Consider the following 14576-nt stretch of genomic DNA (forward strand, 5'->3'; position numbering starts at 1 on the left):
ATTCTCCTTATTCGTGGCGCAAGGCCTGGATGGGCCTCAGCTTGGCCGCCCGGTTGGCGGGATAACTGCCGAAGAACAGCCCGATCCCCACCGACACGCCCAGGGCGAGCGCCACCGACGACGGCACCAGGACCGGCTCGATGCCGGCCACGGTGAACCTGGTCCCGATGAACGCCACCAGCACCCCGGACAGTCCGCCGACCAGGCTCAGCAACGTGGCCTCCAGCAGGAACTGGCCCAGGATCGCGCTCCTGGGCGCGCCGATCGCCTTGCGGATGCCGATCTCGCGGGTGCGTTCCGTGACGGTCACCAGCATGATGTTGGTGATGCCGATGCCGCCCACCAGCAGCGAGATCGCGGCCACGGCGCCCAGCAGCACGGTGAAGGTGCCGGTCGCCGCGCTGACGGTCTCCTGCAGCGTGGCCTGGTTGAGGATGCGGTAGTCGGCGTTGTCGTTCGTGATGCCGTGCCGCTGGTTGAGGATGGCCGTGACCTCGGCCTGCGCCGCCGTCGTGGTCTCCGCCCCGGACGCCTGCACGACGATCGAGTTGAGCGAGCCGAACCCGCTCAGGCTCTGCTGTACGGCGGGCAGCGGCGCGATGGCCACGTCGTCGGCGTCCTGCATGCCGGTGGACCCGGCCTCCTTCAGCACGCCGACGACCGTGAACGGCACGCCCGACACGCTGACCTGCTTGCCGATGGGATCGACAGTGCCGAACAGCTCCTCCACGACGGTCTGGCCGAGCACCACGACCTTCCTGGCCGCCAGCACGTCGTCGTTGAAGAAGTACGTGCCCTTCGCGACGGGCTTGTTGACGGCCTCGAAGTAGCTGGGGTAGGTGCCGACGAACTGCGAGATCGCGTGGCTGGCGGCCCCGTACGTGGCGGTCGAGGAGGAGGCGGTCACGACCGGCGAGACGCTGCTGACGGAGGGCGCCAGGGTCTTGTCGGTCAGCGCCTTGGCGTCGGCCAGGCTGAGCTGCCTGGCCTGGGTGCGCGGACCGGTGTTCGCGCCGCCGCCGGGTGCCCGCACGGCGCCCCCGCCACCTCCTCCGCCTCCGCCGCCTCCTCCCGAGAACTGCGGGGAGATGGTCAGGGTGTTGGCGCCGAGGCGCTGGATGTTGCGCGTGATGCTCTGCGAGGAGCCCTCGCCGACGGCGACCAGCATGATGACCGCGGCGACGCCGATGAGGATGCCGAGCGTGGTCAGCGAGCTGCGCATCTTGTTGGCCAGCAGGCCGCGCAGCGCGAAGCGGAGGATCTCGAGCTGGTTCACCTGGCCGCCGCCTTGCCCTTTTCCGAATCCTTCTCCGGCATCCGCGGGGGTGGGCCGTCGACCGGACCCTGGCGGCGGTCCTCCACGATCTCGCCGTCCACCAGCCTGATCACCCGCTTGGCGTGCGCGGCCACGTCGTTCTCGTGCGTGATGATCACGATCGTGCGGCCCGAGTCGCTGAGCCGGTCCAGGATCTCCAGGACGTCGCTCGTGGAGGCGGTGTCGAGGTTGCCGGTCGGCTCGTCGGCCAGCAGCAGCGCGGGCACGGTGACCAGGGCCCTGGCCACGGCCACGCGCTGCTGCTGGCCGCCGGAGAGCTGGTTCGGCTCGTGGTGCACGCGGTCGGTCAGCCCGACCTGGTCCAGCGCCGCCAGGGCCCGCCTGCGCCGCTCGGCCTGGCCGATGCCGCCGTACACCAGTGGCAGCTCGACGTTGGCCAGCGCGCTCATGCGCGGGATCAGGTTGAACGACTGGAACACGAACCCGACCCTGCGGTTGCGCAGGATGGCGAGCTGGTGCTCGTCCAGCTGTCCCACGTCGGCGCCGTCGATCAGGTACGTGCCGGCGGTGGGGACGTCGAGGCAGCCGAGGATGTTCATGAGCGTCGACTTGCCGGAGCCGGAGGCGCCCATGATGGCGACGTAGTCGCCGCGCTCGACGTCCAGGCTGATGCCGCGCAGGGCGCGGACCTTCGCGTCGCCCTCGCCGTACTCTTTGATCAGGTCCTTCACCTGCAGGACAGGCGGGACCTCCGGGGGCGTCATCGCCCGCCGCCCGGACCGCCGCCGCCACCGGGCACCCCGCCGCCGCCGGGGAAGCCGCCACCGCCGCCGAAGCGCAGGCCGCCGCCCGTGGTGCCGGTCGTCGTGGTCGCCGGGGGCACGATCTGGTCGCCCTCGGACACGCCCGACTTGATCTCGGTCAGCGTCGTGCCCTGCACGCCGACCTCCACCGGGGTCCTGGTCTGCGTGCCGTTCCTGAGGAGGGTGACCGTGGTCTGGCCGCCGCTGGTGGAGACCGCCGTCGAGGGGACGGTGACGACGTTCTCGGCCTGGCCGACCACGACCTCGACCGTGGCCGTCTGGCCCAGCCGCACCTGGCTCGGGACCTTCGTGAACGTCACCGTGACCGGATATTGCACGACATTGTTGCTGGTGGAGGCGACCGGATCGATCTGGGTGACCTTGCCGGTCGCGGTCACCCCCGGCAGGGCGTCGAACGTGACCGTGGCCTCCTGGCCCTTCTTGAGCTTGCCGACGTCGGACTCGGTGAAGGTGCCCACGAGCTGCAGCTTGCCGACGTCGGCCAGCTCGATGAAGCCGCCGGAGCCCTGGGCGGCGCCGGAGCCCGAGGACTGGCTCGCGCCCTGGCCGGAGCTCGAGTTCGAACCCGAGCTCGACCCCGAGCTCGACCCGGAGCTGCTGCCGCCGACCGAGCCGTTCACCGCCGTGATCGTGCCCTTGAACGGCGCCTTCAGCACGGTGGCCGCGACCGTGCGCTGGGCCTCCCGGTAGGCGTTGCGGGCCTTGATATAGGCGGCGTAGAGCTGGGCCGTCGAGGTCCCGTCGTCGACGGCCTCGTCGTACGTGGCCTTGGCCGCCGACAGGCTGTCCTGCGCGGCGTCGTCGTCGACCCTGGCCAGGATGTCGCCCTTGCTCACCTTGTCGCCGGCCTTGACATAGACCTTCTCGACCGTGCCCGTCGTACCGAACGACAGCGCCCGGGACTGGGCGCTCGCGACCGCGCCCGACGCGGACACCGAGGCCACCACGGAGCCGCGGCTCGCGGTCACGGTCCTGACGGCCGTCTGCCCGGCCGCCTGTCCCGTGCCAAGCTGGGCGTACGCGAACGCGGCCCCGCCCAGCAGGAGCACCACCAGCGCTCCGTTGGTCATCAGCGCTCTGCGCCTTCTCGACACCTTCACAGGCGGTGACCCTTGCACACCAGGCTGCGCCGGAGCCGCGAGCAAGCTGAACGTTCGCTGACAACCTGGACCTCTCCCAAGGCACACAGGTAACTCTTAGGCTGCTCGCAGCCTGGCGCGAGGCGGCTCCGCCAGGATGGGCCGCCATGAGACCGACTTTCGCGCTGGGCGGCCTCGCCCTCGCCGTGCTCGTGGCCGGGTCCGGCCTGGCACTGGCGCTGCGCGACGACACCCCGCCCGCCGTCCAGGTACGGCTCGCCTCCGCGCAGCGCGGCCAGGTCACGGCCACGGTCAGCGCGGCGGGCAACACCGTGGACGGCTCGCGCAGGGACCTGGCGTTCGGCTCTTCGGGGACGCTGACCAAGGTGTACGTCAAAGTCGGGACCAAGGTGAAGAAGGGCCAGGTGCTGGCCAGGATCGACGGGCGGACGGCGCGGGAGGCGTACACGGCGGCCAAGGCCGATCTCGCCGCGGCCGAGGAGTCGCTGGACGAGGCCCAGGACAAGGCCGCGTCCCCGACCGGAGCCACCTCCCCGACCAGAGCCACGCCCGCGACCTGCACACCGTCCGGGAACGGCGCCACACCGGCCGCGTCCCCCACCGGCTCGGCGACCCCCACCGGCAGGGGAACCCCCGCCGGCTCGGCGACGCCCACCGGAGGCGCGACGCCCACGCCCACGGGGTCGAGCGGCAACACGGTGAACGGCGACGCCGTGACCGGGAACGCTGTGACCGGGAACGCCGTGAACGGCAACGCGGTCGGCCGCAGCGGGACCGACGGCACCGGGACTGGTGGCACCGGGGCGAACGGCGCGCTCGGGCCGACGGCGCCCACCGCCCAGGGCGTTTCCGCGCACAACGTGAACCCGGCGACCGGCTCCACCCCGCGCCCCACCAGCACGCCGACCTCCGGGCCCACGGACCCCGGCCCCACCGACCCCGGGCCCGAGCCGCAGCCCACGGTCACAGTCACCGTGACCGCCACGGTGACGGCCACCGTGACGGCGACCGTCACCGCCACCCCGACCGGCGGCACCCCGGGCGGGGGCTCCGACCAGTCCGGGAGCCGCCCGACCTCGGACACCACCCCGTCCGCCACGAGCTCCGGCAAGCCGTCCACCGGCGCGAAGCCGTCGGCGAGCGGCCGCCCCACGGCCAGCGGCAAGCCGTCGGCGCGACCGAGCACAGGAGCGACCAACGGGGCCCGGCCGAACGCGCAGTCCTCCTGCAACCGCAGCACGGGCTCGACGGGCCAAAGCCAAGGTCAGAGCCAGGCTCAGAGCCAAGGCCAGGGTCAGGGCACCAGCGAGGAGCAGGCGTCCGCGAACGTCGACCGCGCGCAGGCCGCGCTCGAACAGGCAGCCGACGCCGTACGGGCCACCCGCATCGTGGCCCCGGCGGCGGGCACGGTCCTGTCGCTGGCGGGCGCGGCCGGTGACCAGGCGGGCACCGGCACCTTCGTCAGCCTCGGCGACCTCGACGAGCTGCAGGTCCAGGCCATGGTCACCGAGTCCGACGTGAACCGGCTCAAGCTCGGGCAGAAGGCCCGGATCACCCTGGCCACCCGGAACGGCGAAAAGTACGAGGGGACGGTCACGGCCATCGCGCCGACCGCGACAGTGAGCGGCCAGCTCGTCCGCTACTCGGTCACCCTCGCCTTCGACGAGCCGCCGACCGGGCTCATGCTCGGGCAGACCTCCTCGGTCACGGTCACCACGGACACGGCCGAGAACGCGATCTACGTGCCCGCCTCCGCGGTGCGCAGCAGGTCGGACGGGGCCCAGGTGGTCACGGTCCGGACGGATGGCCGTGACTCGGCGACGGTGGTGCGGACGGGCGTCCGCGGCGACCAGTACGTGGAGGTGACCTCAGGACTGCAGGAAAGCGACGAAGTGGTCATGTCAGGCGCCACGAACGGCGAGTTCCCGGACGGGAGCTGGCCCGGCGCGTGACCCCCTGGACCGGCCCGGCATCCTCCTCTCCCGCCGGGTCCCGGGCAGGGCCGCACGTGCGGCGTGCCGCCCCGGCCCGGCGCGCCCCCGGCAGGCGCCACCCAGCGCCTCCGGCGGGCGCGGCCCCCACCCCGCCACACACGGAGCGGCGCCGCCGGGCACGACCGCCGGGCACGGCGCGCTTGGTCGGCGCGGCGGGCGCGCCAGGCGGTGGGGAGCCGAGGCCCCTGGTGGGCGCGGCGGGGTGCCAGACGCGGGCGAGCCGAGGCCCCGGCGGGGTGCCGGGGTTGAGCGGATTTTCAGCGGGCTCCCAGCGAACGTTCAGCCAACGCGTGGTGCGCTCGCCCGGCCGGCGGCCGCCGCGCCGGTCGTCGCCGGGATGGTGAGGCGGTGGGCGGTCTTGGCCTTGGCGCCCCGACGCGAAATGTAGTCCAATGTCCGGAAATCGACGGAAAGCTCGTCCCGGGTCAGCCGCGCCATCAGATAGCCACGCCGCTGGTCGATGAAGGAGATGTGCGGGTTCTCCTGCAGCGCCTCCGCGATCCACGTCCGGTCCCGGTACCCGTCCCCGTCGCTGGCGATCGACGAGGCGATCAGCTCCCTGGCCACCACCGGTGAGTCCGGGTCGTCGAAGTCGGTCTTGAGCTCGGCCAGGTGGTGCATGTGCGCGTCCCCCGTCAGCACCACCGGGTTCTCGGTGCCCGCCAGCGATCCCAGCAGCCGGGTCCGCTCGGCGGCGTACCCGTCCCACGAGTCCAGGTTCACCTCACGCCCCGGCCCGACCTTGTAGTCGCGCTGCGCCATCATGATCTGCTGCCCCAGCAGGTTCCAGCGGGTGGTGGAGCCGTGCAGCCCGCTCTCCAGCCAGCGCCACTGGTCGGCCCCGAGCAGCGTCCGCCCCGACGCCAGCCGGTCGTCGCAGCCCGCCCGCACGCCGTCCAGGCACGCCTGGTCGTCGCGGAACTGCCGGGTGTCCAGCAGGTGGAAGCGGGCCAGCGTCCCCCAGGAGATCCGCCTGTTCACCCTGAGCACCGCCCCCTGGAGGCTGGCGCGGCGCAGCGGCATGTTCTCGTAGTACGCCCGGAACGCATGCGCCCTGCGACTGGCGAAATCGGGCGCCTCCGTGCTGGAGACGTCCCCGGCCCAGTTGTTCTCCACCTCGTGGTCGTCGAACGCCACCAGCCACGGCGCCACCGCGTGCGCGGCCTGCAGGTCGTGGTCGCTCTTGTACTGGGCGTGCCGCAGCCGGTAGTCGGCGAGCGTCTCGCACTTGCCGGGCGTGTGGGTGCGTACGCGGCCGGCCAGCGCCGTGTAGCCGCTGGGGCCGTACTCGTACATGTAGTCGCCGAGGAACACCACCAGCTCGGGCTCCTGCTCGGCCAGGCGGCGGTAGGCGGTGTAGTAGCCGTGCTCGTAGTGCGCGCACGCCGCGACGGCGAAGTTGAGCGGCGTCTCACCGGCGGGGGTCGTCCTGGTGCGGGCCGCCGGGGAGAGCCTGCCCTCGCTTCTGAAGCGGTAGAAGTACTCGCGCCCCGGATCCAGCCCGTCCAGCTCGACGTGCACGCTGTGGGCGTCGCGCGACCGGGCGGTGGCCGTACCGGAGCGAACGATCTTGGAGAAGCGCTCGTCGGTCGAGACCTGCCAGTCCACGTCCACGTCGCGGGCGGGCATGCCGCCGCGGCCGTCGCCGGCCAGCGGGTCGGCGGCCAGCCTGGTCCACAGGACGAAGCCGTCGACCGACGGGTCGCCGGAGGCCACGCCCAGCGTGAACGGGTCGGATTTGAGGGTTCTGGCCGCTGCCGCCGGAGTGGCGGTCTGCGGGAGGAGGAGTCCGGCTGTCGCCGCTGTCAGGAAGGCTCTGCGGTCCACGTTCACAGGTATGTCCGCCCGCGTTGACCCGGCCGTGACAGCCGAGTCAAGCGCGGGTGAACAGCATCAGTCGTCCTGTTCGCGAGGTTTCACCTCGGCTGTTGCCCTCACTGAGCGTTCATCCGATAGCTCCGTGAACGCCGGCCAGTGTTCCGCGGAGCGTGGATGCGTCGGTGAAATGCACGCCGGTCATGCCCGCGCGCTCGGCGCCCTCGATGTTCTCCTCGCGGTCGTCGATGAAGACGATCTCGGACGGGTCGGCGCCCAGCGCGCGGGCCATCTCGTCGTAGATCTCCCGGTCGGGTTTGACCAGGCCCATCCGGCCGCTGTAGAAGCGGCGGCCGATCTCGGCGATCCAGGGCAGCTCGTCCACGCCGTCGCCGACGCAGACGGGCGCGTTGGACAGCAGCGCCACGTCACGCCCCGCGCCGATCAGCTCGCCGAGCAGGGCGATCGTGCCCTCGTTCGGGTACGCCCAGCTCGCCACGTCCATGGCGACCAGGCGGGCGACCTCGACCTGGGTGACGGGCCGGTCCAGCACGGCCGCCCAGTAGTCGAGCGGGCTCAGGCTCCCCCGGTCGAACTCCAGGCGGTGCTCCCAGTAGCCCCGCCTGAACGCCTCCGGGTCCGCGTCGACCGCCCGCGCCATGGCCTCGTTGTCGGACTCGGGCTGGGGCAGGCACAGGACACCGCCGTAGTCGAACACAATCCACGTCATGCCAGGAATGGTCGCAGATGCGGGTCCAGCGCCGGGCAACCTAGGTACTTCTCGGCGGTGTGAAAGTCGATCCAGTCCAGGTTGACCAGCTCTTCGGCGTCGATGCCGGTGAAGCTGACGGCCAGGTTGGGCGGGATTGCGGCGATGTCGTCCTTGTCGGCGATGTTCACCCAGCGCCTGACGCCCGCGGGACGTTCGCCGCGGCCGTTGATGGGAGCGGGCAGGAGCCGCTCGAAGACGACGTTGCGCATGCCGAGCGGGCTGCCCAGGGTGATCAGGAGGTCGACGTGGAGGTCGGGGTTAGCCCAGAGCGTCTCGTACGTGACGACGCTGCCGAGCGAGTGGGCGATCACCACCTTCGGGCGGTTCCGCCTGATCGCGTCGGCCACGCTCTGCCGGCACTTCTCGCGCCTGCCCGCGTCCGTGAGGTACGCCGCCACCTCCGGCGCGAACAGCTTGGCGAACGCCGCCGACCGCCCGTCGAGCCGGTCCAGCAGCCAGCCGGTGAACGACTTGAGCGCCCCCGTCACGTGCTCGCCCACGCCCAGGTTCTTCGCCCAGTCGACGAGCACCTGCTGGACCTGGCCGTCCATCGCCGCGCCGGCCCTGGCCTCCTCGTCGCCGCCCTTGCCGCTGTGTAAGTGGTGCGAGAAGTAGGCGACCTCGCTGAAGTAGGGTCGCGCCTCGCCCCCGAGCGCCACGTGCAGATATCGGTCCCACTTGGCCCGCATGGCCTCGGCCGCCCCGGCCGCGGACCGGCCCGCTTCGAGGTAGTAGTTGTACTTGCCGATCCCGTGGACCCCGACGATCGCGGTCACTGCGCCTCCCCCACCCGGCGATCTTTACGCGCGATAGTGGCACACGGCGCTTGCAGTCCGCCATCGAGAGGGCGCTTTACGCACCTCGCCGCCACACGGCCGTGCCCTGCCCCGGGATGTGGAATCCCGCCTGCCGTCCGCGGCGTTCTGTCCATAGTGCCGGAAATGCCGTTGCGCCCGGCCCGTGTCGCCCATTTACTGTTGAGTCTGGAGAGAGAACAGGAGTCCCGCGCATGCCCGGCCCGCTGACCGTCAACGACTCGGTCGTCATTCCCGACGTCGAGCTCGTCTGGCGTTTCTCACGTTCGTCGGGCCCCGGCGGCCAGGGCGTCAACACCACCGACAGCCGCGTGGAGCTCGTCTTCGACGTGGCCGCCAGCACGGCGCTACCGCCCGCGCTGAAGGCCAGGGCGCTCGACCGGCTGGGCGCGCCGACGATCACGATCGCCGCCTCCGAGTACCGCTCCCAGCTCCGCAACCGGGAGGCCGCGGCGCAGCGCCTGGCCCAGCGCCTGCGCGAGGCCATCGCCCCGCCGCCGAAGCGCCGCCGCCCGACCAAGCCCAGCCGCGGCTCCGTCGAACGCCGCATCGCCGCGAAGAAGCAGCGCTCCGACCTGAAGCGCCTGCGCCGCGAACCCTAGCCGAGCTGAGTGCTCTGGCCGATCAGCCGGGGCAGGTCCGTGATGGTGTCCGACAGGTAGTCCGCCACCGGCTCGGGGACCAGGTGCCGGGACGTGATCTCCGAGCGGTCCAGCCGCACCCGCTCCACCTCGTACAGCCCCCGCGACGGATCCTCGAACTCGGGCCCGTGCCGCAGCCCCGGATCCATCGACACCAGGCGGCACCCGTAGACGTGCTGCGTCTTGAGCTCGCCCTGCCACGGGTATGACAGCGTGACCAGGGGCGTCACCGCCGAGACGGTCGCGCCCAGCTCCTCGAGCAGTTCCCGGTGCAAAGTGTGTTCCAGCGTGTCGTCACCCGGCTCGACATGCCCTCCGGGGATGCTCCAATAGACGTCACGCCCCGGAACCGTACGACGGAAGAGCACCAGCCGCTCGTCATGGTCGAGCAGGACACCGCGGACACTGGGTCGCATACGACCACCCTATTTGACCGGTATGTCCTTCCGGTAGCCTAACCTACGGTACCGTAACCTGAAGGAGAAGATCTTTTATGGCGATGACTCAGACGGAGCTGCTGCACGAGCTGGAGCCCGTGGTCGCCGGGGAGCTCGACCGCCACGAGAAGGTGGCCAAGGAGTGGTTCCCGCACGAGTACATCCCGTGGAGCGAGGGCCGCGACTTCGACGGCATCTACGGGGGCGAGGCCTGGCGGGAGGACGACTCCAAGATCCCCGAGGCGGCCCGCGTCTCGCTCATCGTCAACCTCCTGACCGAGGACAACCTCCCCAGCTACCACCACGAGATCGCCACCACCTTCGGCCGCGACGGCGCCTGGGGCACCTGGGTGCAGCGCTGGACGGCCGAGGAGGGCCGCCACGGCACCGCGATCCGCGACTACCTCACGGTCACCCGCGCCGTCGACCCCGTGGCGCTCGAGCGCGCGCGCATGCACCACATGGAGAACGGCTTCACCTCCGAGTACGGCACCATGCTCCAGCAGCTCGCGTACGTCTCCTTCCAGGAGCTGGCCACCCGCATCGCGCACCGCAACACCGGCAGGGCCTCCGGCGACGAGGGCTGCGAGCGCCTGCTCGCCAGGATCGCCGCCGACGAGAACCTGCACATGCTCTTCTACCGCAACCTGCTCAAGGCCGCCTTCGAGCTGGACCCCAGCCAGACCATGCGCGCGGTGACCGACGTCGTCACCACGTTCCAGATGCCGGGCACGGGCATCGACGGGTTCGCCCGCAAGGCCATGATCATCGCGAACGAGGGCATCTACGACCTGCGCCTCCACCTGGACGACGTGCTGATGCCGGTGCTGCGGCAGTGGTCGGTGTTCGACAAGACGGGGCTGGACGCCGAGGGCGAGCAGGCCCGCGAGCAGCTGGCCGCGTTCCTGGCCAAGACCGAGACCACAGCCGCCAGGTTCGTCGAGCGCCGCGACGAGCGCCGGGCGCGCGCCGCCGCACGCTGACGCACCCCGAGCGACCCGGCGGGCCACCGCACGCCGAAGCGCCCGCGAGCGGCCCGGCGTGCCGGCGCACGCCGACGCGACACGCGGCGAGGAGCGACGCCGTGGAATGATCCTGCCTCATGGATCTCCCCACCCAGCTGCTCCTCAGCGTCGTCACGTTTCTGACGATCATCGCCCTCGCCACGGCGGCGCAGCGCCTGCTGGGTGTCAGGTTCGGCAGGCTGCGCACGTTCCTGGCGGCGCTGGTCGCCTTCGGGCTGGCGCAGCCGATGCTGGAGCCGATCCTGTACTCGCTCGGCCCCGTCGACCGCGAGCAGCCGCCGGCCGCGGCGGCGATGGGGATCCTGCTGCTCATCGTCATGAGCGTGGTGCTGATCCCCATGGTGATCCTGGTGATCGCCGAGGCGCTGGTGCCCCCGGGCTCGATGCCCGGGCCGCTGGAGCTCATCAGGTCCGTACGCGGCCGCGTCTCGCGGACCAGGCGCTACTCGCAGATCACGAGGATCGCCATCAAGCACGGCCTCGGCCCGTACCTGCGCGGCCGGGGCGAGCGGCTCGACGACCGCCCGGGGAAGGCGCGCCTGGCCAGGTCGCTGCGCGAGGCCCTCGACGAGGGCGGCGCCACGTTCGTCAAGCTCGGCCAGGTGCTGTCCACCCGGCGCGACCTGCTGCCCGCCGAGTTCGTCGAGGAGCTGGGCCGGCTGCAGGACCAGGTCGCCCCGGCGCCGTGGCCGGAGATCGAGCCGCTGCTGGCCGCCGAGCTGGGCGGGCCGGTGGACGAGGTGTTCGCCGAGTTCGACCGGACGCCGCTGGCCGCCGCCTCCATCGGGCAGGTCCACGCCGCCCGCCTGCACTCCGGCGAGAGCGTCGTGGTCAAGGTGCTGCGGCCGGGCATCTGGCCGGTGGTCTCCAAGGACCTCGACATCGTCCGGCGGCTGGCGGCCACGCTGGAGTCCAGGACCCGCTGGGGCCGCTCGCTGGGCCTGCGCGACCTGGCCGAGGGGTTCGCGACGGCGATCCGCGAGGAGCTCGACTTCCGGGTGGAGGCGGCCAACATGGCGGCCGTCACGGCCTCCGGCGGCGGCGGTGTCACCTATCCCGCCCCGATCAGCGCCATGTGCACCGAACGCGTGCTCGTCATGCGGCGCCTGTCCGGCCGGCCCGTCACCGCCGCCGCCCCCGACCAGGGCCCGCGGCTGGCCCGCGACCTGCTCGACTGCCTGCTCAGGCAGATCCTGGTCGAGGGCGTCTTCCACGCCGACCCGCATCCCGGCAACCTCATGCTGCTCGACGACGGCACGCTCGGCCTGCTCGACTTCGGCGCGGTCGGGCGGCTCGACGACTCCGTGCGCTCGGCGCTGCGCCGCTTCCTGCTCGCCATGAACCGGCAGGACCCGCTGGGCGTCACCGACGCGCTGCTCGAGGTCGTGCCCAGGCCGGAGGACATCGACGAGGCCGCGCTGGAGCGGGCGCTCGGCCAGTTCATGGCCAGGCACGTGACGGCCGGCATGGACAGCGCGCAGATGTTCACCAACCTGTTCAGGATCGTCTCGGTGTACGGGCTGTCGATCCCGCCCGAGGTGGCCGCCGTCTTCCGCGCGCTGGCCACGCTGGAGGGCACGCTCGTGCGCCTCTCGCCCGGGTTCGACCTCATCGGCGAGGCGCGGTCGTTCGCCGGCCGCCACCTCGCCGAGCGCATCACCCCGGAGACGATCAAGGAGTCCGTCACGCAGGAGCTGGTCGCGCTGCTGCCGATGCTGCGCCGCCTGCCGCGCCGCGTGGAGCGCATCGCGAGCGCCGCGGAGCACGGCCGGTTCACCATGAACGTGCGGCTGCTGGCCGACGACCGCGACCGCCGCTACGTGACGGGCCTGCTCCACCAGGTGCTGCTGACGGTGCTGGGCGCCACGGCCGGGGTGATGGCGGTCATCCTCCTCGGGATGACCGGCGGCCCGCCGGCGCTGGCGAACACCTCGCTGTTCCAGCTCATCGGCTACAACCTGCTGGTGATCGCCGCCATCCTGGTGCTGCGCGTCCTGGCCCTGATCTTCCGCCGCCCGCGTGCCTCAGACGATCATCCAGCGCGGCGATAGGGCGCCCGGCGTGTCTTGACCCTGAGCTGGTCTTGGACATCCGAGGCATCGGGCAGGTTCCTGGAAACTTCGGAACCGCTCGGGAGCAGAGGGTGAAAATCATCGGGATAGCCGCCAGTCTGCTCGCAGGGTCATTTATCAACAAATTGCTGGACGCTGCGGGCGGGGAACTGCCCACGGGCGTCGACTTCGCGGTGTGGCCGGGGCTGGGCGAGATCCCGCCGTACGAGCACGGGCCGGGGCCGGTCATGGCGCGCGAGCTCATCGCGCTGACCGCCGCGTCCGACGCGGTGCTCCTGACCGCTCCCGAGCACTGCCTGCTGCCGGAGGAGCTGACGTACGCGCTGGACTGGATGTCGGCGCGGGACGGGCTGTCGGGCAAGCACGTGGCGGTGATGAGCGCGAGCGCGCGGGCGTGCGGCGCGATGTGGGCGCAGGCCGAGCTGTACAAGCACCTTCAGGCGGCGGGCGCGGTCGTGATGGGGACCGAGCTGGTGATCTCCCCGGCCTGGCCGCACTTCGACGAGGCCGGCCACCTCATCGACCACGCCCTGCGCGCCCAGGTGCGCGGGGTGATCCACCAGCTCTGCCCCTCCCAGGTCATGGAGCCCGTGCTCTCGCTCTGACCCGGCTCAGCGCGCGCCGGCCGTCCCGCGCTTGCGGGTCCGCTCCGCGCGGACGAGCTGGATCCGGTGGTCCTCGACCTCGCCGCTGTCGGCCCATCCCGTGGGCGAGGCCGTCTCCTGGGCGGCCAGGCGGAGCCGCATCCAGGTGAGGCCGGGGCGGAGCGTCTTCGGCAGGTTCCAGCGCAACTGCGCGGTGGTGGCGTCCTTGGCGACCTTCGCGGTGGCCCGCTCGTCCGCGTCGAAGCGGCCGTCGTGGTCGGCGTCGATCCAGCCGGTGACGTACGCCGGCGAGCCGGCCCGTACGGGCACCGTCAGCGCGCAGGCCCGGCCCCGGACGGCGACCCGCGCCGGCGAGCCGGTCACGGCGTCGTCCTCGTCGGCGCCGACCCCGCGGGGACTCACGCTCACCGCGTCCGGATGGTCGGCGGTCACCGATCGTCCCAGGAACGAGTCGGTGATCGCGTGGGAGGCCGCCCCGTACGAGGCGGGCGCGTCGGAGTCGTCCTCGGCCAGCGTGAGCTTGAACGCGGCCCAGAGCTGCGGGACCGGGCCCCCGCTCCCGTAGCGCACGTCACGGGCGCGCAGCCGGATCGTGAACGCGGTGACGGTGCCGTTCACCCTGGCGGTCCCGCAGGTGTAGACGACGCCGCACGTGGTGGACGCGACGGGGCCGACCGCCTCCGGCTCGATCGAATCCGCCGTGACCCGGTAGCCGGGGAAACCGGCCGCCGCCGAGAAGGCGGGCCTGGCTGGGGTCCCGCCGATCAGGTCGATGGCGGGCCAGTAGTCGTCGCGGTAGTTCCCAGGGGCGCGCGACACGCCGCCCGTGCCGAAGACGTGCAGGTGCGGGTCGCGTACCGGCCGGGAGAACGTGAACGTCAGCGTGACGACCCCGCTCCAGCGGCCGGGCGTGGCCGCGAAGTCCTCGTAGACGTCCATGAAACCCGCCGTCATCTTGGCGTTGGCGGGGACGAGGTACTCGTCGGCGGGCACCGACGCGGCGGCGGGCAGCACCTCGGCCGAGGCCACGCGCGTCCCTCCGATCATCGTCTTGCGCACGGTCACGGTCACGCCGGACGACGTCCGGCCCGAGGCCGTGGCCGGCGAGTTGGTGAAGGACGACGGCGCGTCGCCGGAGCCGGCCCCCGCGCCGCCGGCGAACATCACGCAGGCCAGAACCGTATGAAAAGCCATTCTCGC

Annotated in this window: 13 protein-coding genes; 5 read left to right on the forward strand and 8 right to left on the reverse strand. The window is 72.0% G+C overall.

The window, feature by feature from the left end; genetic code table 11:
• Nucleotides 1-7: 7 nt before the first annotated feature.
• Genes ABZS69_RS00530 through ABZS69_RS00540 form a run of 3 tightly spaced genes read right to left on the reverse strand, consistent with a single transcriptional unit; the run spans nt 8 to nt 3170 of the window.
• Nucleotides 8-1276 (reverse strand): ABC transporter permease, encoded by a 1269-nt coding sequence (locus ABZS69_RS00530; protein ID WP_355364045.1) that lies wholly within the window; start codon nt 1274-1276, stop codon nt 8-10.
• Nucleotides 1273-2040 (reverse strand): ABC transporter ATP-binding protein, encoded by a 768-nt coding sequence (locus ABZS69_RS00535; protein WP_355364048.1) that lies wholly within the window; start codon nt 2038-2040, stop codon nt 1273-1275. The genes ABZS69_RS00530 and ABZS69_RS00535 overlap by 4 nt, the downstream gene beginning before the upstream one ends.
• Entirely contained in the window at nt 2037-3170 is a 1134-nt protein-coding gene (locus ABZS69_RS00540; protein WP_355364050.1) for a biotin/lipoyl-binding protein, read from the reverse strand. Before ABZS69_RS00540 ends, ABZS69_RS00535 begins: the two co-directional genes overlap by 4 nt.
• Nucleotides 3171-3346: 176 nt before the next feature.
• On the opposite strand from ABZS69_RS00540, the gene ABZS69_RS00545 reads away from it, so the two are divergent.
• Nucleotides 3347-5152 carry an efflux RND transporter periplasmic adaptor subunit gene (locus ABZS69_RS00545; protein WP_355364053.1) on the forward strand — a complete coding sequence of 602 codons (1806 nt, stop codon included), beginning with the start codon at nt 3347-3349 and terminating at the stop codon, nt 5150-5152.
• A gap of 321 nt (nt 5153-5473) precedes the next feature.
• Here the strand turns inward: ABZS69_RS00545 and ABZS69_RS00550 are convergent, their stop codons facing one another.
• The 3 genes from ABZS69_RS00550 to ABZS69_RS00560 form a co-directional block, all read right to left on the reverse strand.
• Entirely contained in the window at nt 5474-7021 is a 1548-nt protein-coding gene (locus ABZS69_RS00550; RefSeq protein WP_355364056.1) for an alkaline phosphatase D family protein, read from the reverse strand.
• Nucleotides 7022-7139: 118 nt separating this feature from the next.
• Nucleotides 7140-7739, reverse strand: coding sequence for an HAD family phosphatase (locus ABZS69_RS00555; protein ID WP_355364059.1), 600 nt, complete (start codon nt 7737-7739; stop codon nt 7140-7142).
• On the reverse strand, nt 7736-8557 hold the full coding sequence (locus tag ABZS69_RS00560) for a hypothetical protein (protein ID WP_355364062.1): 822 nt from the start codon (nt 8555-8557) through the stop codon (nt 7736-7738). The genes ABZS69_RS00555 and ABZS69_RS00560 overlap by 4 nt, the downstream gene beginning before the upstream one ends.
• Nucleotides 8558-8790: 233 nt before the next feature.
• Here ABZS69_RS00560 and arfB point away from each other — a divergent pair, with 233 nt between their 5' ends.
• Nucleotides 8791-9198: an alternative ribosome rescue aminoacyl-tRNA hydrolase ArfB gene (arfB, locus tag ABZS69_RS00565; RefSeq protein WP_355364065.1), complete on the forward strand. Its 408-nt coding sequence runs from the start codon at nt 8791-8793 to the stop codon at nt 9196-9198.
• On the opposite strand, the gene ABZS69_RS00570 is transcribed toward arfB, so the two are convergent.
• Nucleotides 9195-9653 carry an NUDIX hydrolase gene (locus ABZS69_RS00570; protein ID WP_355364068.1) on the reverse strand — a complete coding sequence of 153 codons (459 nt, stop codon included), beginning with the start codon at nt 9651-9653 and terminating at the stop codon, nt 9195-9197. The two genes, arfB and ABZS69_RS00570, sit on opposite strands and share 4 nt — an antisense overlap.
• 77 nt (nt 9654-9730) lie before the next feature.
• Here ABZS69_RS00570 and ABZS69_RS00575 point away from each other — a divergent pair, with 77 nt between their 5' ends.
• The 3 genes from ABZS69_RS00575 to ABZS69_RS00585 all read left to right on the forward strand — a co-directional run bounded on the left by ABZS69_RS00575 (nt 9731) and on the right by ABZS69_RS00585 (nt 13376).
• Nucleotides 9731-10657: an acyl-ACP desaturase gene (locus ABZS69_RS00575; RefSeq protein WP_355364071.1), complete on the forward strand. Its 927-nt coding sequence runs from the start codon at nt 9731-9733 to the stop codon at nt 10655-10657.
• 119 nt (nt 10658-10776) lie between these two features.
• Complete coding sequence (locus ABZS69_RS00580; RefSeq protein WP_355364074.1) at nt 10777-12750, forward strand: AarF/UbiB family protein; 1974 nt, start codon at nt 10777-10779, stop codon at nt 12748-12750.
• A gap of 92 nt (nt 12751-12842) precedes the next feature.
• Nucleotides 12843-13376, forward strand: a complete 534-nt coding sequence (locus ABZS69_RS00585) for an NAD(P)H-dependent oxidoreductase (protein ID WP_355364077.1) — start codon at nt 12843-12845, stop codon at nt 13374-13376.
• A 6-nt stretch (nt 13377-13382) separates the two neighbouring features.
• Here ABZS69_RS00585 and ABZS69_RS00590 read toward each other — a convergent pair whose 3' ends face one another.
• Nucleotides 13383-14570, reverse strand: coding sequence for a GEVED domain-containing protein (locus ABZS69_RS00590; protein ID WP_355364080.1), 1188 nt, complete (start codon nt 14568-14570; stop codon nt 13383-13385).
• Nucleotides 14571-14576: the final 6 nt, after the last annotated feature.

Origin of the sequence: Nonomuraea sp. NPDC005650 (assembly GCF_040605375.1) — a bacterium.
In the GTDB taxonomy this organism is placed as follows: domain Bacteria; phylum Actinomycetota; class Actinomycetes; order Streptosporangiales; family Streptosporangiaceae; genus Nonomuraea.